Origin of the sequence: Amycolatopsis plumensis (assembly GCF_042652605.1) — a bacterium.
Taxonomy (GTDB): domain Bacteria; phylum Actinomycetota; class Actinomycetes; order Mycobacteriales; family Pseudonocardiaceae; genus Amycolatopsis; species Amycolatopsis plumensis.
In genome coordinates this window covers 3820599-3842599 of the sequence record NZ_JBHSJY010000001.1, presented here as the reverse complement: position 1 = coordinate 3842599, position 22001 = coordinate 3820599, and the positions used below count along the sequence as shown (strand labels likewise).

Below are 22001 nucleotides of genomic sequence, written 5' to 3'. Positions count from 1 at the left end.
CGTTTCAGCGGATGACCAGCCCCTGCGCGGCGGCGAAGGCGATGGCGGTTTCGACGTCGACCTCCGCGCCCCGCAAGGCGGCCTGGACCAGGGCGTTCGCGTCGAGCCGCGCGCCGCGCAGGTCGGCGCCCTCGAACTTCGCGCCCTGCAGACGGGCACCGGTGAGGTCACTGCCGCGCAGGTCGGCGCCGGTGAGGTCGGCTTCCATCAGGTTGGCTTCCCGCAGCCGCAGACCCGACAGCCCGAGCCGGCGCAGCCGCGCCTTCGCCAGCGACGCGAGGGACAGGTCGCACTCGGTGAGCGCGATCCCGCCGAACCCGCACTCGTCGAACGACGAGCCCAGCAGCGAGCACGCCGTCCAGCGGGACTCGGCGAGAACCGTCCGGTCGAAGGTGCACGAGCGGAACGCCGACGCGTCGTGCCGGGAACGGGAGAGGTCGGCCCGGGTGAACACGCAGTCGTCGAAGGTGCAGCCGCGCGTCCGCAGCCCGCTCAGGTCCGCGCCGGTGAAGTCGCAGCCGGTGAACCGCCGCTTTTCCCACCACTGCCCCGACAACACCGCTTCGCGGTAGTCCTCCCCGGTCTCCAGCACGGCCCCAGGTTGCCATACCCCCGATCAGGGCCTCGCACCTGCAGGTCCTCCAGCCGACGGGAAGCTCGGGCACGCGGACTCCTGACCGCTGCATACTGGGTTCCATGGGAATTCCGCTGCGGCCGGTGGCGGCGCGGTCGGTGTACCGCGAAGTCGCGCCGCCGCCCGCGCTCGCGGACGTCCTCGCCTGCGGCTGGCACGGGCAGACCGGCTGGGCGCGGCCGCTGCGCGTGCTCCCCGACGGCTGCGCGGACCTCGTCTGGGACGGTGCCGCCCTGACCGTGGTCGTCACCGTCGGGGCTCCGCTGCGGCTGTGGGTCCCGGCGTCGTCGTCGCGCGTCGGTGTCCGGTTGCGGTGCGGCGCCGCGGCCGCCGTGCTGCGGACCGCCATCTCCGAGCTGCCCGCCGTGACCCCCCTGAGCGATCTTTGGGGTGCGGAGGCCCGCCGTGCCGAAGAAATGCTGGCCGCGTCGGAAGATCTCCGGGTGCAGCGCGGGGTTCTCGAAGGGCTCGTCGCCCGGCGCGGCGGGACGCCGGACCGGCGGGTGCTGGCGGCCGTCCGCGCCCTCGGCACCGCCACGCGGACGTCCGAGGTCGCCGTCGGGGTCAGCGAACGCGCGTTGCGGCGCCACTTCGTCCATGCCGTCGGCGCCGGGCCGAAGCAACTGCACCGTGTCCGGCGGTTCCAGCGGTTCCTGCGCCGGCTCGACGCGCTCGCCGAGCGCCGGACGTCGCTGGCTCGCGTCGCCGCCGATCTCGGGTACGCCGACCAGTCCCACCTCGGCCGCGAGTGCCGCCGGCTTTCGGGTTCTTCCCCCGCCGCGCTGGTGCGCGTGGCCGAAAAGTTCCAGACGGCACCCGGGGGCCGCCGCCACGATCGCCGGCATGACCTTCCACGTCACGATCCCGGTGCGCTGTGACGACATCGACTCGAACGGCCACGTCCGCGGCCCGGCCTACCTCGCCTACGCCGACCACGCGCGCTGGGCGTGCGTGCAAGCCGCGGGGATCGATCCGGCGGAGCTGACCACGCGCCGGATCGGCCCGGTGAACCTGGAGACGACCCTGCGCTTCCACCGCGAACTGCCACCGTACGGCGAAGTCGACGTCAGCTGCGATTTCCATTGGAGCACCGGCAAAACCTCGCGCGTGACGCAGGAGTTCCACGCGCCGGACGGCACGCTGGTCGCCGAGGTCGCGAGCGTGTCCGGCCTGCTCGACCTGGACCGGCGGCGGCTGCTGCCCGACCCCGGCGCGTACTGGCGGGAGCTGGCCGCGCGGCCCGAACTCCTCGGTTTGGGCCCGAAAACCGGATGAGGTTCCCGAAGTCGATCACTACCGTGACCCCATGCCCGACGAGCATTACGACGACCCCGCCCTCGCCGCACTCTACGACGCGCTGAACCCGCGGGAGAGCGGCGGCGACTACCTGTTCTACCTGCCGATGATCATGGCCGCGGAGTCCGTGCTGGACGTCGGCTGTGGCACCGGTTCCCTGCTGCACTGGGCGCGCGAGTCCGGCCACCGCGGACGGCTCGTCGGGCTCGATCCCGCCGAGGGCATGCTCGTCCAGGCCCGCCGCCGGGACGACGTCGAGTGGGTACACGGCGATTTGTCGACCGCGTCCTGGGACGGCGAGTTCGACTTCGCCGTGATGACCGGGCACGCGTTCCAGGTGCTGCTGACCGACGACGAACTGCGGACGGCGTTCTCGGCCGTTCGCCGCGCACTGCGTCCCGGCGGCCGGTTCGGCTTCGAGACGCGCAACCCGGCCGCCCGCGCCTGGGAGCGCTGGATGCCTTCGAACGTCTGGGCCGCCGGGAACGTCCGCTCGTGGAACGACGCCGGGCCGTTCGAGAACGGCTTGGTCAGCTTCAAGACCACCTACGAAAGCCCGGACTGGGACGCGCCGAGGTTCAGCCAGAGCACGTTGCGCTTCCTCGACGTGGCAACGCTTTCGCGGTTCATCGAGGAAGCCGGGCTGGTCGTCGACGAGCAGTACGGCTACTGGGACCGCTCGCCGGTGACCGACACGAGCCCCGAGATCATCACGATCGTCCGGCGTCCCCTCACCTGAAGTCCCGTGACTTCGCCTTGATCCGCATCGGCAGCGGCTCGACGCGGTGGGCGAGGACGCTGACCACGCCGTCGGCCTTCTCCACCACCCCGCGGATCAGCAGCGCCGGGCTGCTGCGCGCGACGCGGTGGTAGCGCTGCCAGAGGCCAAGCGTGCAGATCACGTTGACCATCCCCGTTTCGTCCTCGATGTTGAGGAAGGTGACGCCGGCGGCGGTCGCCGGGCGCTGCCGGTGGGTGACCGCGCCGCCGATCAGCACGCGCGCGCCGTCGTCGAGGTCCGCCAGCCCGCTCGCCGGGACGACGCCGAGCTCGTCGAGGCGGTCGCGGATGAATTCCGTCGGGTAGCTGTCCGGCGACACCCCGGTGGCCCAGACGTCCGCCGCCGCGACGTCGAGCCCGTCCATCCCCGGCAGCACCGGAGCCGAGGCGCCGACCAGGCCGGGCAGCCGGTCCGGGCGTTCCCCGGCGACGGCACCCGCGGTCCACAGCGCCTGACGCCGATCCCCGCCGAAGCCGGCGAACGCACCGGCCGTGGCCAGCGCTTCGATCTGCGGCGTGGTCAGCCGCACGCGGCGGGCGACGTCGGCCATGTCGCGGTACTCGCCGTTTTCCACCCGCTCGACGACGATCCGCTTCGCGAGGTCCTCGCCGATCTTGCGCACGGTGCTCAGCCCGGTGCGCACGTCGTGGAACTCCCCGCCGCCCGCCTCCAGGGTGGCGTGCGGCAGGCTGCGGTTGATGTCCGGGCCGTGCACGGTGACGCCGTGGCGCCGCGCGTCGGCGACCAGGGACTGCGGTGAGTAGAAACCCATCGGCTGCGCGCGCAGCAGGCCCGCCAGGAACGCGTCCGGGTGGTAGAACTTGAAGTAGGCGCTGGAAAAGACCAGGTGCGCGAAGCTCAGCGCGTGGCTTTCCGGGAAGCCGAAGTTCGCGAAGGCCTTGAGTTTCAGGAAGATCTTCTGCGCGAGCTCGTCGTCGACGCCGTTCGCCGCGGCGCCCTCGAGGAACCGCTGCCGCAGCCGGTCCATCTTCCGGTCCGACCGCTTCGAGCCCATCGCGTGGCGTAGCTGATCGGCTTCGGCCGCGGTGAAGTTCGCGACGTCGAGCGCGATCTGCATCATCTGTTCCTGGAACAGCGGCACGCCCTTGGTCTTGTGCAGGGCCTTCTCGAGCAGCGGGTGGTCGTAGCTCCACTCCTCGCGGCCCTGCTTGCGGCGGATGTACGGGTGCACCGAGCCGCCCTGGATCGGGCCCGGCCGGATGAGGGCGACCTCGACGGCGAGGTCGTAGAACTCGCGGGGCTGCAGCCGGGGCAGCGTCGCCAGCTGGGCGCGGCTCTCCACCTGGAAGACGCCGATCGCGTCGGCGCGGCACAGCATGTCGTAGATCTTTTCGTCGGCCAGGTCCAGCTCGGCGAGGTCGACCTTCTCGCCCTTGTACTCCTCGACCAGGTCGATCATGTAGTGCAGCGCGGACAGCATGCCCAGGCCGAGCAGGTCGAACTTGACCAGCCCGGCGGCGGCGCAGTCTTCTTTTTCCCACTGGATCACGCTGCGGTCGGCCATCCGCGCCCATTCGACCGGGACGACCTGGCTCACCGGCTCGGCGCACATGACCATCCCGCCGGAGTGGATGCCCAGGTGCCGCGGGAAGTCCTCGAGGGCGAAGGCGAGCTGCAGGACCTCGTCCGGGATGTCGTGGTCGTGGTCCTTTTCGGTGTGCTGCAGCGAACCCCAGCGGTCGATCTGCTTGCTCCAGGCGTCCTGCTGGCCCGGCGAGTAGCCCAGGGCGCGGGCGGCGTCGCGGACGGCGGACCGGGCGCGGTAGGTGATCACGTTCGCGACCTGGGCGGTTCTGAGCCTGCCGTGTTTCCGGAAGACGTACTGGATGGCCTCCTCGCGGCGGTCGGACTCGATGTCGAGGTCGATGTCGGGGTAGCCGTCGCGGTCCGGGGCGAGGAAGCGCTCGAAGAGCAGTTCGTAGGCGACGGAGTCGACCTTGGTGATGCCGAGCGCGTAGCAGACGGCCGAGTTCGCCGCCGAGCCGCGGCCCTGGCACAGGATGTTGTTTTCGTTGCAGAACCGGACGATGTCCCAGACGATCAGGAAGTAGCCGGGGAAGCCGAGCTCTTCGATGATGGCGAGCTCGTGCTCGATCTGTTCGTTCGCTTTTTCTTCGTGTGGCTTTCCTTTGAAGCGCTCCTTCGCGCCTTCCGCCGTCAGGTGACGCAGGTAGGTCGTTTCGGTGTGGCCCTCGGGGACGTCGAAGGGCGGCAGCTCGGGGGCGATCAGCTTCAGCGGGAACGCGCATTCCATGCCCAGCAGGGCCGCGCGGCGGACGGCGCCGGGGTAGCGCCGGAACAGGACGTCCATTTCGGCCCCGCTGCGCAGGAAGGCCGTGCCGGCGGCGGGCAGCCAGCCTTCGAGTTCGTCGATGCCCCGCCGGGCCCGGATCGCGGCGAGGGCGTCGGCGAGCGGAGCGCGTTCGGGCCGCGCGTAGTGGGCGGCGGTGGTGGCGACGGTCGGGAGCTTCAGTTCGTCCGCGAGCTGCGTCAGGAGGTCGTTGTGGGTGCTGTCGAGCGGCTGGCGGTGGTCGGTGAGCTCGACGTAGACGTTGTCGCGGCCGAAGCGGTCGATGAGGATCTCGAGCTGCTCCGCGGCGGCCGCCGGACCGTGCGCGACGAGGGCCGAGCGCACCGCGCCTTTGCGGCAGCCCGTCAGCACCACGCACTGCCCGGCGACCTCCTCGGCGACCGCGCCGAGGTCGTAGATCGGGCGTCCCTTTTCCGCCCGGTGGTGGATCTGACCGGCGGTGATGGCGCGGCAGAGGGCGCGGTAGCCCTGGTCGCCGCGGGCGAGCAGGAGGAGGTGCTCGCCGTCGGGGTCGGGAACGCCGTTCTGCGGGCCGTGGAGGCCGAAGCTGAGTTCGGTGCCGAAGACGGTGTCGACGCCGAGTTCCCTCGCGGCCTCGGCGAAGCGCACGACGCCGTACATGCCGTCGTGATCGGTGAGGGCGATGGCGTCGAGTTCGAGGCGCGCGGCCTCTTCGACGAGTTCTTCGGGGTGGCTGGCCCCGTCGAGGAAGCTGAAGTTGGAGTGGCAGTGCAGCTCGGCGTAGGGGACGCGGACGGCCTCGGCGCCATCGTCGTTGCGGCGGGCGGGGAGGTCGCCGGGTCGTTGGTAGCTCTCGCGGCGACGCCCCCAGGCGGGGCTGTCGCCGTGATCGCCGGGAGGGACCCCGCCGGCGAGGGTGCGGGCGAGGTCCTTCCAGCGGACGGGTGGGTTGTTCCAGCCCATTCAGCGGCTCCCGGGCTGATCACGCCGTCGGTCTTCGGCGGCGGCGGCTCGGCGGCGACGGTGCCAGTTGGTGGGGTGGTTCCAGCGGGATCGGGCTTCGGCTTCGGTCATGGGGGCCGGGGCCTCGGTGGGGTGGTTTGCGGGGAGGGCCTCGGTTTCGGTGGTCGGGCTCGGGCTGGGGGCCTGGGCGCGGTGGTTTGCGGGGAGAGCCTCGGTTTCGGTGGTCGGGCTCGGACCGGGGGCCTGGGCGCGGCGATCCGCGTTCGTCGGGTGGTTCCAGCGGCTGCGCGCCTCGGCCTCGGTCATGGGGTTCGCGTTCGTCGGATGCGCCCAGCGCGAGCGAGCCCCGGCATCGGCCGCGGCGTCCGGGGTCTGGGCGCGGTGGCTGGCGTTGGTCGGGTGGTTCCAGCGGCTGCGGGCCTCGGCATCGGTCGCGGCGTCCGGGGCCTGAGCGCGGCGATCCGCGTTCGTCGGGTGGTTCCAGCGGCTGCGGGCCTCGGCGTCGCTCATCCGGCCCGCGTTCGCCGGGCGGTCCCACCGCACGCGGACCTCGACCCCGCTCATGCGGCAGCCGTTCTCCCGGGACGGGCGCGGGACCGGGAGCGCGATCACCGGGCAGACCCAGTCGTCGTCGGCGGGTGTCTGCGGGAGCTGCCCGCGGACCGTCCACCTGTCGGGCGTGTCCGCCTGCTCCTCCGATGCCGGCTCGGGAATCCCGCGCAGCCACTCGCGTTCCTCCGATGCCCCGCTGGGCGTGGCCCCGGGCTCGGCTCGCAGCCAGTTCCGCAGCTTTCGTGCGTAGTCCTCGTCCATGCTCAGTCGTACACTCCCTCGACCGTCCACAGTGGATTTTCCGTGCCCGCGCAGTGCACCAGCACCGCTTCGGGCGGCTCGTCGCCTTCGCCGGCCAGCACCAGTTGCAGCCGCGCCCGTCGGGGACCCGGCCGCCGGCGATCGCCCGTCAGGGGCCACGGGCCCGCCCAGCCCACGACCTCCCGCCCCGCGCCGCCCGCGATGGTGAGCCGCCGCGGGGGCGACGTCAGCTGGTCGCGGGCCGTGAGGCCGACGGCGCGCCCGCCGTCGTCGAAGACCTGCGCCGGGACCGGGCGGGCGAGGACCGTCGCCGGGGACGGGGACGGCAGCCGTCCCGGCCAAGTCGCGTCCAGTGGTGTCGTGCGCTCGCGCGGGTCGCCCCAGGGCACCAGCCGGACCCGGCCCGCGGGGTCGCGGCCGCCGTCGAGCACCGGGGTGAGCACGCCTTCGGGCCCGAGCAGGCCCTGGACCCGCACGAACGCGCGGGCCGCACGCTCGTCGTCCTCGTCCGAGCCGCCGTTGCGCCACAGATCGAGCTGCAGCGACCGCCCTTCGACGACCTCCTCGGGTTCCAGCCGCAGCCGCACGACGCCGGACGTCGGGCGCTCCCCGGGCGCGGCGCGCAGCCAGCCTTCGAATTGCCAGCGCACGCGATCGGCGACGCCGGCGGGCGTCAGCGGCTCGGCGCACCGCCACGCCCGGCCGAGGTGTTCGCCTTCTTCGGTGACGGCGTAGATGCCGAGCCGCGTGCACGCGAGGCCGTGCCCGGCGAGGCCCGCGCAAAACCGCGTCGCGAGCCCTTTGGCGAGGAACGCCGCGACGTCGACCCGCTCGACGACGGGGTCGAACTCCTCGGCCAGGGTCAGTTCGGGTGCCGGACGGCGTCGCAACGGCGGCCGTTCGGAACGGCCGCGCGCCAGCCGGTGGGCGAGCAGCCCGGCCGCACCGAAGCGGTTGGCGACGTCGCGTTCCGGCAGGGCGGCGAACGCGCCGAGCGTCTTCAGCCCCAGGCGCCGCAGCAGATCGACCAGCTCCGCGCGGTCGGCCCCGGCCTGATCGAGCTCGGTGACCGGAAGCGGCGCGAGGAAGTCGGCGGCCCGCCCGGGCGCGACGAACTCCCCACACCGCGCGGCGAGCGTCGCGGCGAAGAGCCCTTCGGAGACACCGACCTGGCACTCGACCCCGGCCGCGGCGGCGACCTCGTCGAGAAGCCGCTCGACGAGCGCGTGTTCGCCGCCGAAGTAGCCGGCGGCCCCGTCGACGGGAACGGCGGCCAGGCCGGGCCGCACAACCTCGACCCCGACGACAAGCCCTTCGACAGCCCGCGCGACGGCTTCGAACAGCCGCGCATCCCGCCCGTCATCGGCGGGGAAGACGGCGAGTTCCGGACAGTTCGATTGGGCGTCCCGCCGCCGCATCCCCCGCCGCACGCCACTCCGCCGCGCGACGGCGTTGCAGGCGACGACGCGGTTGCTGTGGAAGACGCCAACGGGCAGGTCGGCGGCAACCCCACCGACAGCTGCGGCGGCGACGGCGGGCCAGTCGGGGCACCACAGGACGAGCATGCGGGCAGGAGCGTCGGAGGCGCTGCGCTGGGCGGGGACGGTCATGCGGCCTCCCGGACCCGACCGCCACCCCGGCGGGGGTGGAGGTGGTGCAGTGGCCGGTTCCCGTGCCCGCTGGAGCGCCGGACGGGTCGGCCCGCGCACCCAGACAGCCGGTTTGCGTACCCGGAGGGTCGGCTTGCGCACCTGGACGGTCGGCTTACGTACCTGGAGGGTCGGCCTGCGTGACCAAGCCCCGATCCCGCGTGATCCGGACCCGATTTCGCGTGATTGGAGACGGGACTCGCGTGATTGGAGACGGGACTCGCGGGGTTGGAGGCGTGACTCGCGTGATCGGGCGCGTAACTCGCGGGGTTGGGGGGTCGGCGCGTGGGTTGGGGCTGGGCGGGGTGGGTCATGCTGTTGCCTCGCGGAGGGCGGGGGCCGGGGCGGCCGAGGTGACCGAGCCGTCCGGCGCCGGGAGGTGGAGGTCGGCCGTGAGGGGGCGGGCGGCCGCGCCGCGGCCGTGGGCGCGGACCTGGACGCGCCGCCACTGGAGGTGGCCGTATCCCGAAGACGGGCCTGACCAAGGCGAACGGCGGCAGGAAAGCTCCACATCGGCCCCGGGCCACGCCCCGGCCGACAGCAGCACCGCACCGCGGTGACGAGCCCGGGCCGACAGCCGCCGCGCCACTGCGGGCCGGACCGTCTCCGGCTGGACCGCCACCAAGTCGACGCCGTCCAGCAACGCCGCGATCACCGCCGGGGACTCCGGTCCCGGGTGAGGGACCAGGGCCAGGCGGGCGACGTCGACGCCGTACTCGGCCGCCGCCGCGATCCCCAGAGAGGGCATGCCGACCGCCGCCGCCCAGGAACCCGCGGTCGTGGCCGCGGCGAGGAGGGCGAGCAGCAGCGAGGTGCCCCCGTGGACCGCCACCGTGCTCCCGCGCCGGAGCCCGGTGTCGGGCAGCAGCCCGGCCAGCGCCGGGACGACCGGGAGCACCCTTCCCGTCGCACTGGCCCGCTCGGCCTGGGCCGCCACCCGGCTCGCCGTGGTGACCCCGGGCAGGGCCGCCAGCCGGGCCGCCGGCGGCTCCACCACAGCAGTCACCGCACGCACCTCCCCACCACGGACTAGAGCCGGCGGTCGGGCCTCTCCCAAAAACACGACCGACGGCACTGGTTCGCCGCGGGGAAGGCGGCGGTTCTACGTCGAACATCTGTTCGACGTAGACAAGTCAACCGCGAACCACCGGAGGTGTCAAGTCACCCACTGGTGGGGTATGCGGCCTGGAACGCCAGCCGCTCGTCAGCCCCGGCGGCAATCCGCTCGAGCTCGTCGTCGAGGGCCAGGAACGTCTCCCACGGCGCCCCTCCGAGCCGCGCGGCGACCCGCTGCTCCAGCTCCGGCACCCGCTTTCCCTTCCACACCTTGTCCGCCAAGGTGACGAGCAGGTCCTCGAACGTGACGTCCGCGGCGTCCCAAGACCCGTGCGTCCGCGCGAACCGCGCCAAGGACTCGTCCACCCCCTGCGAAAGCAGCAGCGAATACCCGGCGAGCTCGTGCGCCGACCCCGGCCCGGACAGCTCCTCGGGGTGCAGGATCTTCCCGATGTCGTGCGTGGCCGCGCCGAACAACACGGCCGGGACGTCCACTCGCGGCCCCACCCACCCGGTCAGCGTGACCGCGACGTCGTGCACCACCCGCAGGTGCGCGCCGAGCCGCGGCGGCGCCCCCAGCGTTTCCAGCAAGGTCCGGGCCCGGGGCGGCAGCGGAGCGAACCCGGGGGCGTCGAGAGCAGCACTCAGCACTCCGCCAAGGTAATGAAGTTGCCCGCACCGCGGCCGATCATTAGACAGACGGCGTGGAGCTCACCGACGCCCGCCCCGAAGACGCCCCGGAACTGCTGGTCCTCCAGCGGTGCTGCTGGGTCCAGGAGGCCGTCCTCAACGACACCCTCGCCATCCCCGCCCTGCACGAAACCCTCGAAGACGTGCGCGACTGGACCAAGACGTGGTCCGTGTGGGTGCTACGGCAGGACCACCGGCTGGTCGGCGCCGTGCGCGCCCGCCTGGACGGGGACCGCTGGGAACTCGGCAGGCTGATGGTCGCGCCGGACCTCGCCGGACGCGGGCTGGGCCGTCGGCTGCTGGCCCACGCCGAAGCGCAGGCACCGGCGGAAGCCCGCCGGTTCGCGCTCTTCACCGGCGCGCGCAGCGCCCGCAACATCGCGCTGTACCAGCGGGCCGGCTACCGGCTCACCGACGCAGCGGCGCCCGAAGGCCACATCGCCGGGGCGGTCCACCTGGAGAAGGACGTCACGCTGCGCGAAAAACCCGGTCCGGCCGCCTGACGCTGCGGCGTCGGCTAGATTCCCCGGTGGACTTCGGGGGTGACGATGACGGGACCGCGGAAACGGCCGATCCTGGCGGTCGCCGGCACGCTGGTGGCGGTGGGAGCGGTGGCCGCCGGCTGCGGGGTGCCCGGCGCCTCCGTCGCGGCCACGGCGCCGACGACCATCGGCGCCCAGTGGCGCTCGTTCCGCGCCGACGTCACCGGCATCCGCCCCGGTTCCGACGACCGCAGCCTCTTCGTGCAGGTCGCGCTGCCCGGCAAGGATCCCGGCTGCGTCCGCGAGCCGCGGATCGAGCAGGTCGTGGAGGCGAAGACCGACATCCGCGCCGACGTCGTCTACTCGACGCGCCCGGCGGCGGGCGGCTGCCAGGACAAGGTGCCCGCGGAACTGCGGCTGACGACGGCGGAGCCGATCGCGGACCGGACGGTCATCCTCAACGCCGACACCGGCAACGCCTGGCACCGGCTCGGCGCGGGCTGGGGCCACTGCGACCGCCAGGGCGCCTGCACCCCGCCCGCCGACCACTGCGATCCCGCGTGGATCGGCGCCGCGGTGTCCGCCGCCGGCGCCGAAAGCCCGGGCACGACCCGCGCGTGCGTGCCGGGCTGGCTGATCGTCGACGTCCTCAAGCACCACACCGAGCCGCCGTCCCGCACCGCTTTCCGGTGGAGCGACACGGGGTGGACGTCGTTCGCGCAGGCCGGGTCCGCCGGCTGCGCGGAGATCCTGGCGGCCGAGCCGAAGTTCCCGGTCGCGCTGTGCCGGGCGCTGCCCGCACCCGCTTAGCGCGCCAGCTTTTTGACGATTTCCGCGCCGACCGCCTGCACGGCGGCGTCGGTCTCCTCCTGCGGCATCGGCGAGTTCGAGAAGAACCCCTTGTCCCAGCCGGACACCTCGAGGATGACGACGGTCGTGCCCTTCAGAACGTGCAGCTCGGACCCGCTGAACGCGCTGTCGGTGGCGAGCCGGACCAGGACCGCCTTGTCGCCGATGCCGCGCACCTCCGTCGGCGGGATCGGCGGCGCCTTCGGCGTGAACAGGTCGTTCGCCTGCTCGCGCGCACTCGCCCCGGAGTACCGGGTGATCTGGACGTGCATGGTGGCGTCACGGACGTTCTCGTCCGGTCCCGGCTTCCAGCTGCAGCCCTGCTGCTTGATGCCCGGCAGGTCCTCGGTGCCCTGGCCGGCCAGGACGAAGCTCGGGAAGCCCGCCTTCTCCAGCACCGGCGCCGGGACCTGGCACTCGGCGGGCACCGGCGACGACGACGGCGCCGCGCCGGTGCTCGCGTAGTAGTCGCCCGCGAAGATGCCCAGCGGGATGCCCGCGCCGAGCAGCACGACGACGGCGCCGACGATGCCGAGGATCAGCCCGGTCCGCTTCTTCTTCGGCGGCGGCACCGGCGCGCCGTAGCCCACCGGCGGGTACCCGGGCGGCGGGAAACCGTGCTGCGGCGGATATCCCGGCTGTGGGTAGCCCTGCTGCGGCGGATACCCGGGCTGCTGCGGATAGCCCTGCTGCGGCGGGTACCCGGGCTGCTGCTGCGGATAGCCCGGGTACCCCTGCTGACCTTGGCCGTACGGCGGTTGCTGCATCGAGCCCTCCCTCTCGAAGCGCGGCGGATCAGTGCGCGAAGTGGCGCGTCCCCGTCAGGTACATGGTGACGCCCGCCTTTTCCGCGGCCGCGATGACCTCGGGGTCGTGGACCGAGCCGCCGGGCTGCACGATCGCCCGCACCCCCGCCTCGGTCAGTACCTCCAGGCCGTCCGGGAACGGGAAGAACGCGTCCGACGCACCGACCGCGCCCTTGGCCCGGTCACCCGCCCGCGAGACCGCCAGCCGCGACGAGTCGACGCGGTTGACCTGGCCCATGCCGACGCCGACGGTCGCGCCGCCGCTGGCCAGCAGGATGGCGTTCGACTTGACCGCGCGCAGCGAACGCCACGCGAACTCGAGGTCGCGCAGGGTCTGCTCGTCGGCCGGAGCGCCGGTGGCAAGCTTCCAGTTGGCCGGGTCGTCGCCGTCGGCGTCGATCGCGTCGGCCGTCTGCAGCAGGACGCCACCGGAGATCGGGCGGAACTCGATCGGTGACGCCGGAGCGGCCGGCAGCTTCAGCAGGCGGATGTTCTTCTTGCGCTGCAGGATCTCCAGGGCCTCGGCGTCGAAGTCCGGCGCCAGCACGACCTCGGTGAAGACCTCGGCGATCTGCTCGGCGGCCTCGCGGCTGACCGGCCGGTTCGTCGCGATGACACCGCCGTAGGCCGAAACCGGGTCGCACGCGTGCGCCTTGCGGTGCGCTTCGGCGACGTCGACGCCGATCGCGAGACCGCACGGGTTGGCGTGCTTGATGATCGCGACGGCCGGCTCGGCGAAGTCGTACGCGGCGCGGCGGGCGGCGTCGGTGTCGACGTAGTTGTTGTACGACATGGCCTTGCCGTGCAGCTGCTCGGCGTGCGCCAGGCCCGGGTTCTGGCTCTTGTACAGCGCGGCCTTCTGGTGCGGGTTCTCGCCGTAGCGCAGGACGTCGGCGCGTTCCCAGGTGGCGCCGAGGAAGTCCGGGAAGCCGGCGTCATCCGCGGGCGCGTACGCGCTGGCGAACCACGAAGCGACAGCCGTGTCGTACGCCGCCGTGTGCGCGTACGCCTGGGCCGCGAGGCGCTTGCGGTCCTCGAACTCGAAACCGCCGTCGGCGACGCGCTCGAGCACCCAGCCGTAGCGGGCCGGGTCGACGACCACCGCGACGCTGCCGTGGTTCTTCGCCGCCGCGCGGACCATCGCCGGGCCGCCGATGTCGATGTTCTCGACGCAGTCCTCGAAGCTCGCGCCGGACGCGACGGTCTGCGCGAACGGGTACAGGTTCACCACGAGCAGGTCGAACGCCGCGATGTCCAGCTTCCGCAGCTGCTCGACGTGGTCGGGGTTGCCCTGGTCGGCCAGCAGCCCGGCGTGCACGTGCGGGTGCAGCGTCTTCACCCGGCCGTCCAGCGACTCCGGGAAGCCGGTGACCTGCTCGACCGGCGTGACCGGGACACCGGCGTCGGCGATGGCCTTCGCCGTCCCGCCGGTGGAGACGATCTCGACGCCGGCCGCGTGCAGGCCGGTCGCGAGGTCCAGGAGGCCCGCCTTGTCCGAGACGCCGATCAGCGCCCGGCGGACCGGGCGCCGTCCCAGGTCAGTGCTCACGAAATGTCACCTTTCGTCCGTCCACGGTGCAGCCACCGCGGCCGAGTCGCTCGATCGTTTCCACCAGCAGCCTGCGTTCGACGGCCTTGATCCGTTCGTGCAGGACGTTTTCGTCGTCGTCGCTCTCCACGACGACCGCCTCCTGGGCGATGATCGGCCCGGTGTCGACCCCGGCGTCCGCGAAGTGCACGGTCGAGCCGGTGACCTTGACGCCGGCCTCGAGCGCGTCGCGGACCGCGTGCATCCCCGGGAAGGACGGGAGCAGCGCCGGGTGCGTGTTGATCACCGTGAAGCGGCCGAGGAACTGCTCGCCGAGGATCTTCATGAACCCCGCCGAGACGACCAGGTCGGGCCGGTACGCCGCGACCGCCTCGGTCAGCGCCTTGTCCCACGCGGCGCGGTCGGGGTGGTCGGCGACGCGGACGGTGAACGACGGGATGCTCAGGCGCTCGGCGCGGGCGAGGGCTTCGATGCCGGTGCGGTCGGCGCCGACGGCGACGACCTTCGCCGGGAACCCGGACCGCCCGGTGGCGTCCAGCACCGCCTGCAGGAGGGTGCCGGAGCCCGACGCGAGCACGACGAGCTTCACCGGAGTGGGCAGCTCCAACCGTTGAGACAGAGCGGGCTCCTTGCCGCGGGCGGTGCGCAGCCGGGCGCACGGCGCTTCACCAGGTCACGTAAACCCTAACGGTCGCCCTCGTCCGGCTCGACGTCGCCGCAGGTCTCGGTGCCGCCGGTCACAGCGTCACCGGTTTCGAGGGCACTTTCACGTGAAAGTGCCCCGTCGTCGAGGCCGAGTTCGGCGTCGGCCTCGGCTTCGAACGCCGCGTCCTCCTCGGCGATCCCCTCGTCCTCTCCGGCGGCTTCGAGCTCCTCGACGGCTTCGGCCGCTTCTGCGGGGTCGACGTCCTCGGCGTTCTGGAAGGCTTCGTTGTCTTCGAGCGCTTCGGGCGGCGGAGCGGGCGGCTCGTGCTCGCCCGCGAAGAACGCGACGAACGAGCCCGGGATCAGGATCCAGCAGAACGCGACGACGGAGGCGACGCCGACGGGGACGCTCACCGGGTCGAACGGGCCGTCGCCGAGCCGCCCGCCGGAGAGGGTGCCCAGCACCACGCAGCCGAACGCGACGACGGCACCGGCGACGGCGACCGCGCGGATGCGCTGCGCCGGTTCGGCGTCCACCTTGCGCAGCGACCAGCCGGCCAGCGCGCCGGCCGCCGCGGGCAGCACCAGCAGCGCCGGCCACCAGGCCGCGTGGTGTTCGGGAAGGCCGCCGAGCAGCGGGACGGCGGGCACGGGACCGCCGCGGTAGCCGAACATGCCGACGCTGAGCGGCCCGATCGAGAACCCGGGGCCGGCGATGAAGGACAGCGCGGCGGTCACGGCGTTCGGCAGGTACAGCAGGGAGAGCAGGAAGAGCCCGGAACTGGTGCCGAGCCCGGGTTCGTAGGTGTCGGTCACCGTCGCCCACGACACCGCGGTGGCGACGGTGAACACGGCCGCACCGCAGGCCACCAGCACCGCCAGGCTCATCGCCCCGACGCGCAGCCCGCGCAGCGCGAGCGGGTCGAGGCGCTCCGCGACGGCGTCCGGCAGCCCGCACGACCGGACGACGCCGGCGGTGGCCGCCGCGGCGGCGAGCAGGCCGGGGACGACGAAGGCGGTCACCGGGTTCGCCGTCACCGCCGAGCCGTGCGCCCGGAGCGCGACGACGAGCCCGAACACCGCGTGCGCACCGGTGATCGTGATCAGCACCGGCCGGGCTTCGCGGAACGAGCGGCAGCCGAGGCGGCGGGCGGCGCCGGACGCCGTCCGCGCGGCGAGCGCGACCGCGCCCAGCGTCGGCAGCAGCGGCAGCATCCCGAGCGGGTGGCCGCCGATGCCGAGGCGCACCTGGTGCGCGGCGAGCCAGCCGGGGCCGGCGGCCAGCAGCACCCCGGTGTCGGAGAAGGCGGCGCGGCCCGCGGTGAGGGCGGCCAGCACCAGCACGGTCGCCACGGCGGTGTAGCCGGTGACCAGCGGGCCGAGGGCGGCCGCCGTCAGCACCCGCACCCGGGACGCCCGGACGGGTTCGGCTTCGCCCACCTCGTCACCCGGCGGGTGGGGTTCTTCGGTGAGCACGTCCATGATCCGCACCCTGACATCCGGGCTGCTCCGTCCGGGTGAGCCACGCCGCCGCCGGACGCGGGAGCTCACCCGGTCGGGTCGCCCCGGACGCGAAACACCCGCTGTGACACGGAGCGTCACAGCGGGTGTTCGAAGGGGAGGTGCGTCAGTTCGACTTGCCGAAGCCACCGGGCGGCGTGCCCGGGTTCTCCGGCGGCGGCTGCTGGAAGAACTGGCCCTGCTGGGGCGCGTACGTCGTGGCCTGCTGGCCCGGCGGCGGGGTGGTCGACGGCGGGTTCGGCGAGCCGTACTGGCCCGGCTGCGAGAACGGCGCCGACGGCTCACCGGGAGCGACCGGCCCGTGCCCCGCCTGGCCGAACTGCTGGCCCTGCTGCCCCTGCTGGCCGTACTGCTGCTGGCCCGGCTGGCCGTACTGGCCGCTGTAGGACGGCGTGGCCGGCTTCGGCGACGGCGGCTTGATGACGTCGTGCGCGATCAGCAGCGCGGCGACCGCGGCGAGCATCTGCAGGATCCCCAGGATCAGGATGACGGTGACGATGCCGGGCGAGGTCTGCAGCCCGACCAGGGTGTCGAGCACCTCGAGCGCGCCCAGGACGCTGAACAGCGCCGCGAACGGCAGCGTCTTCGGACCCTTGGGCAGCGCGGTCATCGCGGCGAGCAGGCCACCACCCAGCAGGAACGTCCCGCCGAGGCCGACTTCGCCGTTGTCGGAGAAGCCGAGGAAGTACTGCACGAGGCCGAGGCCGGCGACGACCAGGGCGAGCAGCAGCGGCAGGTTCTGCGGCAGGCCGGCCCCACCGGAGGACGCCTGGTGCGAATGCGGCTGCTGCTGCGCCGGGAAGCTGCTGGACGGCGGTCCGGGGGGCTGCTGGCCGCCACCCTGCTGGGGGTAGCCGGGCCCACCGCTGGGGAAGGTCATCGGATGCACTCCTGTCGGTTCGACCGGCACTCCGGGCGCACGGGCGCCCGGAAGAAGACGAGGCGGCTGGTGTGCGCAGAACGCTAGCGCACTCCACGGCCGCCAGCCCACCAGACGTGTGAATACCTCGCCCGGTTTCATGCCGAAACGAGAAAGGCCGGGCACCCGTTGGGGTGCCCGGCCCGACCAGGAGTTACTTCCCGACCTCAGCCGAGGTTGTTGTACAGCTCACGCGCGAGGACGGCGGTCTCGCTCGGGGTCTTGCCGACCTTGACGCCGGCGGCCTCGAGGGCCTCCTTCTTCGCGGCGGCCGTGCCGGAGGAGCCCGACACGATGGCGCCGGCGTGGCCCATGGTCTTGCCCTCGGGCGCGGTGAAGCCGGCGACGTAACCGACGACCGGCTTCGTCACGTTCTCCTTGATGTAGGCCGCGGCGCGCTCTTCGGCGTCGCCGCCGATCTCGCCGATCATCACGATGACCTTGGTCTCGGGGTCGGCCTCGAACGCCTCGAGGGCGTCGATGTGCGTGGTGCCGATGATCGGGTCACCGCCGATGCCGACCGCGGTCGAGAAGCCGATGTCCCGCAGCTCGTACATCATCTGGTAGGTCAGCGTGCCGGACTTCGACACGAGGCCGATGGAGCCGGGGCCGGTGATGTCGGCCGGGATGATGCCGGCGTTCGACTTGCCCGGGCTGATCACGCCGGGGCAGTTCGGGCCGATGATGCGGGTCTTGTTGCCCTTGGCGACGGCGTGGGCCCAGAAGTAGGCCGAGTCGTGCACCGGGATGCCCTCGGTGATCACCACGGCGAGCGGGATCTCGGCGTCGATCGCCTCGATGACCGCGTCCTTGGCGAACTTCGGCGGCACGAAGATGACCGACACGTCGGCGCCGGTCTCCTTGATCGCCTCTTCGACGGTGCCGAAGACCTTGAGGTCCTTGCCCTCGATGGTGACGGTCTGGCCGGCCTTGCGGGCGTTGACGCCGCCCACGATGTTCGTGCCGGACTTCAGCATCTTGGTGGCGTGCTTCATGCCCTCGGAGCCGGTGAGCCCCTGGACGATGACCTTGCTGTTCTCGTTCAGGAAGATCGACATCTCACGCACCTGCCGCGGCGAGCTCGGCAGCCTTGTCGGCCGCGTTGTCCATTGTGTCCACCACGGTGACCAGCGGGTGGTTCGCGTCGGCCAGGATCTGGCGACCCTCGACGACGTTGTTGCCGTCCAGGCGGACGACCAGCGGCTTGGTGGCCTCGTCGCCCAGGATCTTCAGGGCCTCGACGATGCCGTTCGCCACCGCGTCGCAGGCGGTGATGCCGCCGAAGACGTTGACGAAGACGCTCTTCACGTCGGTGTCGTTGAGGATGACGTCCAGCCCGGCCGCCATGACCTCGGCCGACGCGCCGCCGCCGATGTCGAGGAAGTTCGCCGGCTTCACGCCGCCGTGCTTCTCGCCCGCGTACGCCACGACGTCCAAAGTGGACATGACCAGGCCCGCGCCGTTGCCGATGATGCCGACCTGGCCGTCGAGCTTGACGTAGTTGAGGTTCTTGGCCTTGGCCTTCGCCTCGAGGGGGTTCTCCGCGTCCTTGTCGACCAGGGCCTCGTGGCCCGGCTGGCGGAAGTCCGCGTTCTCGTCGAGGGTGACCTTGCCGTCGAGGGCGATGATCTTGTCCTGCGGGTCGCGGACCAGCGGGTTGACCTCGACCAGGGTGGCGTCCTCGGAGACGAAGGTCTCCCAGAGCTTCACCACGACGTCGGCGGCTTCGTCGATGATGTCGGCCGGGAAGTGGCCGGCCTTCAGGATCTCGAGCGCCTTCGCCTTGTCGACCCCGGCGATCGCGTCGACCGGGATCTTCGCGAGCGCTTCCGGGCGCTCGACCGCGAGCTGCTCGATCTCCATGCCGCCCTCGGAGGACGCCATCGCCAGGAACGTGCGGTTCGCGCGGTCCAGCAGGAAGGAGAAGTAGTACTCGGACGCGATGTCCGAGGCTTCGGCCACGAGCACGCGACGCGTGATGTGGCCCTTGATGTCGAGGCCGAGGATGGCTTCCGCCTTCTCCTTCGCCTCGTCCGGCGTCTGGGCCAGCTTGACGCCGCCCGCCTTGCCACGGCCGCCGACCTTCACCTGCGCCTTGACGACGACCTGGTTGCCGATCTGCTCCGCGGCGGTCTTGGCTTCTTCGGGGGTGCTAGCCACCGAGCCCGGCAGAACCGGTACTCCGTGGGCGGCGAAGAGATCCCTCGCCTGGTACTCGTAGAGGTCCACTACTCCAGTCTCCTGACGACACGCCACTGTGGTGGTCCGCATGACCGGACCGCGCTGTCGGACCAGTCGAGGTTAGCGACCTGCGCAGACGCAGGGGACTCCGCACCTGGTGAAGTCGGTCACCGTGCGCGGTCAGACGGTGCTTCACCGGTGTGAGACCGCCCACCGGCGAGCCGTTTCACCACTTCCGGGGCCGTCGCGGCGGTGAAGACCGGGACGTCGCCGAGCGCGGCTTCGAGGCCTTCGGGCGGCGCGGCGCCGAGCACGCCGACCGCGTCCGGGTCCTCCTGTTCGGCGGTGCTCCGGAGCTGTTCGAGCGTGTCCAGCCGACCGGCGTGGACGACCTCCACGCCGTCGTCACGCAGGACGCGGCCCAGCGCGACGGCGGCCGGATCGGGCTTCTCGAACTCCACGAGCAGCACCCGCAGACGCTCACGGCGCACGGCGGGCCCCGGCAGCCGAGAGTCCGGCGGCGAGCAGCAACGCGGCCGTGGCGGCGAGCGCGACCCAGAACCCGGTGGCCGGGCTCGCGCCGCCCAGCGAGCCGCCGACGAGCGGCAGCTCCGCGGCGTGCAGCGCGGTGAGCAGGGCGGCGCCGGCGAGCAGGCCGGCCGCCGGCTTGGGCCGGGAGCGCGTGGCGAGCGCGGCGGCGCCGACGACGACCACGGCGGCGGTCAGCAGGCCCCAGGACGGGGTGTCGAGATGGGACCAGAGGCCCGCGGCGACGTAGCCGGGGACGGCGAAGACCGGCAGCCCGAACGCGGCGACGGCCAGGACGGCGCCGGCCACGACGAAGGTGAGGTTCTTGCCGTCCGGCTCGGTGCCGTCCCCGGCGTCCTCGCGTTCGACGACACCGGTGCCGGCGGCGGCGAGCGCGGCCAGCGCGGCGAGCACGAGCGCGGCGAACGTCCAGGCGGCGCCGGCGCCGAGGTCGTAGGTGAAGACGGGCGCGGCCGCGCCCCCGAAGCCGGCGAGGTTGCCGGCCTGGGTGGCGGTCAGTGCGGTGTTGAGGACGGCCGTGCCGGCCAGCACGATCCCGGCCCAGGCCACCCCGAGCACCGGCCGCGCGACGACGGCGGTCGTCGGGACGAGCACCCCGGCGGCGGGAACGGCGAGCACGAGCGCGGCGGCGAGCAGGAACCAGCGCGCGGGACTGTCGGCGGCGGCGCTGACCGGCGCGCTGGCCCCCGGGTTCAGCGCGGTGACGGCGACCTGCGGCGCGAAGGCGCCGATGAGCGCGGCGATCGCGGTGGCGAGGCCGAGCAGGCCGGTGGTGAGCCGCCACCAGAAGAGGCCGGGGAGGTTCGCGGCGCCGGTCTCGGCCTTCTGGGTGCTTTCGGTGAGCCGCGTGCCCGCGAGGCCGCCGACGATCGCCATCGCGACGAGTGCGAGGGCGGGGCCCCAGGTGACGTGCAGGTCGGCCCGGAAGAGACCGGCGAGAACGGGCGGCGCGGCGACGGCGAAGGCACCCGCGGCCAGCCCGGCGAGCGCCCCCCGGGCAACGCGCTCGGCCGGAGCGGCGAGAGCGACCGCGGCGGCGAGCGGCAGGGCGGCGGCGAGCAGGAGGTAGCCGCCGAGGGCCGGCCACGGCCCTTCGAAGGCGGCGCGGGCGAGCAGGAAGCCGTTGTCGGAGTGGACGGGCGCGGTGAGCAGCCCGGCCCCGGCGACGACGGCGAGCAGCGGGACGAGCAGCCGCCAGCGCCGTCGTTCGGGCTCGTCGTGGCTCCGGAGGGCCCGCCAGGCGACAACTCCGGCAGCCCCGGTCAGGACGTCCCCGGCGACGAGCAGCCAGAACCCGCCGCCGACGGCCGAGCTGCCGAGGAACCGGTCAGGCAGGTAGAGCTCGGGCCGGATGGTGAGCGGGCCGTTGACGGCGAACTGCAGGTCGAGGACCAGGCGCCCGGGCGCGAGGGCGGCCAGGCCGAGGACCAGGCCGCCACCGAGGCCGGGCTTTCCGGTGAAGGCCAGCCAGACGGCGGCAACGGCGGGAGCGAGCGCGAGAAGGGCGAGCCACGGCCAGCTGGTGAACCCGGGACCGGCGGCGGGCGAGACGGGAACGACCGCGGCGGCGGTGAGGGCAACGGCGCCGAGGGCGGCCAGGGCGAGGGCGGTTTTGAGGGCGCTGGTGGGGCGGGTGTCGGTGTCGTCGGCCCAGGGTTCGGTGGGCTCGGTGGCTGTGGTTCGGGGTTTTTGCTGGGTGGGTTGCGGTTTGCCGGACTTGGCTGAGTCACGCTGGGAGGTGGTGGCGTTTTCGGGCACGCCGGGTACACGTGCCGCTGCGGGGACCGGGCTTGTCGGTGGCTCGGATTCGGCGGAGTTCCCGGAGGCGGGCTGCCCGGCGCTCGAGGCCCGGGCCGCAGAGGTGGCGGAGTTTCTGGAGGCGGGCTGCCGGGCGCTCGAGGCACCGCCCGCGGGGGTGGCGGAGTTTTCCGGCACCCCGCCGGCGGCGGGCACCGGTCGCGTGGGCGGATCCGGCTCGGCGGCGGCATCACCGGTGGAGGCGGAGTTTTCGGACTTGGCCTGCCCGCCGTCGGCGGCGGCAGGCACGGGCCGCGTTGGCGGGTCGGGCTCGGCAGCGCCCGTCGCCCCGGCCCCGGAGTTAGTGGAGCTTTCGGGCTCGCTCCCCCCACCTCGCGCCGCCGGCGTGGGCCGCGAGGCACCGCCGGACCGAGCAGCTTCCCCGGAGCCGGCCGGGCTTTCGGACTTGGCCTGCCCGCCGCCGGCGGCGGCAGGCACGGGCCGCGTTGGCGGGTCGGGCTCGGCAGCGCCCGTCGCGGCGGCTCCGGAGGTAGTGGAGCTTTCGAGCTCGCTCCGCCCGCTCGCCGG

At 73.1% G+C, this 22001-nt stretch carries 20 protein-coding genes; 5 read left to right on the top strand and 15 right to left on the bottom strand.

Annotation, left to right across the window (positions count from 1 at the left end; all coding sequences use genetic code 11):
- Window positions 1-4 precede the first annotated feature (4 nt).
- Entirely contained in the window at window positions 5-592 is a 588-nt protein-coding gene (locus ACFPLC_RS18605) for a pentapeptide repeat-containing protein (RefSeq protein WP_378189158.1), read from the bottom strand.
- Between the two features lie 104 nt (window positions 593-696).
- On the opposite strand from ACFPLC_RS18605, the gene ACFPLC_RS18600 reads away from it, so the two are divergent.
- From ACFPLC_RS18600 to ACFPLC_RS18590, 3 genes are read left to right on the top strand one after another with little or no spacing between them, the layout of a single operon-like run.
- A complete protein-coding gene (locus tag ACFPLC_RS18600; protein ID WP_378189159.1) occupies window positions 697-1512 on the top strand; it encodes a helix-turn-helix domain-containing protein in 816 nt (271 codons plus the stop codon).
- A complete protein-coding gene (locus ACFPLC_RS18595) occupies window positions 1478-1909 on the top strand; it encodes an acyl-CoA thioesterase (RefSeq protein ID WP_378189160.1) in 432 nt (143 codons plus the stop codon). The genes ACFPLC_RS18600 and ACFPLC_RS18595 overlap by 35 nt, the downstream gene beginning before the upstream one ends.
- A gap of 31 nt (window positions 1910-1940) precedes the next feature.
- Entirely contained in the window at window positions 1941-2669 is a 729-nt protein-coding gene (locus ACFPLC_RS18590; RefSeq protein WP_378189161.1) for a class I SAM-dependent methyltransferase, read from the top strand.
- On the opposite strand, the gene ACFPLC_RS18585 is transcribed toward ACFPLC_RS18590, so the two are convergent.
- The 5 genes from ACFPLC_RS18585 to ACFPLC_RS18565 form a co-directional block, all read right to left on the bottom strand.
- On the bottom strand, window positions 2662-5967 hold the full coding sequence (locus tag ACFPLC_RS18585; protein ID WP_378189162.1) for an error-prone DNA polymerase: 3306 nt from the start codon (window positions 5965-5967) through the stop codon (window positions 2662-2664). The genes ACFPLC_RS18590 and ACFPLC_RS18585 overlap by 8 nt on opposite strands.
- Complete coding sequence (locus ACFPLC_RS18580; protein WP_378189163.1) at window positions 5968-6780, bottom strand: YML083C domain-containing protein; 813 nt, start codon at window positions 6778-6780, stop codon at window positions 5968-5970.
- A 2-nt stretch (window positions 6781-6782) separates the two neighbouring features.
- Window positions 6783-8390, bottom strand: a complete 1608-nt coding sequence (locus ACFPLC_RS18575) for a DNA polymerase Y family protein (RefSeq protein WP_446681627.1) — start codon at window positions 8388-8390, stop codon at window positions 6783-6785.
- Window positions 8391-8739: 349 nt separating this feature from the next.
- Complete coding sequence (locus ACFPLC_RS18570) at window positions 8740-9435, bottom strand: hypothetical protein (RefSeq protein WP_378189164.1); 696 nt, start codon at window positions 9433-9435, stop codon at window positions 8740-8742.
- A 155-nt stretch (window positions 9436-9590) separates the two neighbouring features.
- Entirely contained in the window at window positions 9591-10136 is a 546-nt protein-coding gene (locus tag ACFPLC_RS18565) for an HD domain-containing protein (protein ID WP_378189165.1), read from the bottom strand.
- 53 nt (window positions 10137-10189) lie between these two features.
- On the opposite strand from ACFPLC_RS18565, the gene ACFPLC_RS18560 reads away from it, so the two are divergent.
- Window positions 10190-10678 (top strand): GNAT family N-acetyltransferase, encoded by a 489-nt coding sequence (locus ACFPLC_RS18560; RefSeq protein WP_378189166.1) that lies wholly within the window; start codon window positions 10190-10192, stop codon window positions 10676-10678.
- A gap of 45 nt (window positions 10679-10723) precedes the next feature.
- Window positions 10724-11467 carry a hypothetical protein gene (locus tag ACFPLC_RS18555; RefSeq protein ID WP_378189580.1) on the top strand — a complete coding sequence of 248 codons (744 nt, stop codon included), beginning with the start codon at window positions 10724-10726 and terminating at the stop codon, window positions 11465-11467.
- Here the strand turns inward: ACFPLC_RS18555 and ACFPLC_RS18550 are convergent.
- From ACFPLC_RS18550 to ACFPLC_RS18510, 9 genes are all read right to left on the bottom strand, one after another.
- Window positions 11464-12273: a hypothetical protein gene (locus ACFPLC_RS18550; RefSeq protein WP_378235869.1), complete on the bottom strand. Its 810-nt coding sequence runs from the start codon at window positions 12271-12273 to the stop codon at window positions 11464-11466. The genes ACFPLC_RS18555 and ACFPLC_RS18550 overlap by 4 nt on opposite strands.
- 28 nt (window positions 12274-12301) lie before the next feature.
- Window positions 12302-13861 (bottom strand): bifunctional phosphoribosylaminoimidazolecarboxamide formyltransferase/IMP cyclohydrolase, encoded by a 1560-nt coding sequence (gene purH / locus ACFPLC_RS18545; RefSeq protein WP_378189168.1) that lies wholly within the window; start codon window positions 13859-13861, stop codon window positions 12302-12304.
- Complete coding sequence (gene purN, locus ACFPLC_RS18540; RefSeq protein ID WP_378189169.1) at window positions 13851-14468, bottom strand: phosphoribosylglycinamide formyltransferase; 618 nt, start codon at window positions 14466-14468, stop codon at window positions 13851-13853. The genes purH and purN overlap by 11 nt, the downstream gene beginning before the upstream one ends.
- Before the next feature lie 77 nt (window positions 14469-14545).
- A complete protein-coding gene (locus ACFPLC_RS18535) occupies window positions 14546-15988 on the bottom strand; it encodes a cell division protein PerM (protein ID WP_378189170.1) in 1443 nt (480 codons plus the stop codon).
- Between the two features lie 145 nt (window positions 15989-16133).
- Entirely contained in the window at window positions 16134-16907 is a 774-nt protein-coding gene (locus ACFPLC_RS18530) for a DUF5336 domain-containing protein (protein WP_378189171.1), read from the bottom strand.
- 206 nt (window positions 16908-17113) lie between these two features.
- Window positions 17114-18004 carry a succinate--CoA ligase subunit alpha gene (gene sucD / locus ACFPLC_RS18525; protein WP_191317057.1) on the bottom strand — a complete coding sequence of 297 codons (891 nt, stop codon included), beginning with the start codon at window positions 18002-18004 and terminating at the stop codon, window positions 17114-17116.
- 1 nt (window position 18005) lies between these two features.
- Window positions 18006-19175, bottom strand: coding sequence for an ADP-forming succinate--CoA ligase subunit beta (sucC, locus tag ACFPLC_RS18520; protein ID WP_191317056.1), 1170 nt, complete (start codon window positions 19173-19175; stop codon window positions 18006-18008).
- Between the two features lie 119 nt (window positions 19176-19294).
- A complete protein-coding gene (locus ACFPLC_RS18515) occupies window positions 19295-19618 on the bottom strand; it encodes a hypothetical protein (protein ID WP_378189173.1) in 324 nt (107 codons plus the stop codon).
- Window positions 19608-21611: a hypothetical protein gene (locus ACFPLC_RS18510; protein ID WP_378236275.1), complete on the bottom strand. Its 2004-nt coding sequence runs from the start codon at window positions 21609-21611 to the stop codon at window positions 19608-19610. Before ACFPLC_RS18510 ends, ACFPLC_RS18515 begins: the two co-directional genes overlap by 11 nt.
- Window positions 21612-22001: the final 390 nt, after the last annotated feature.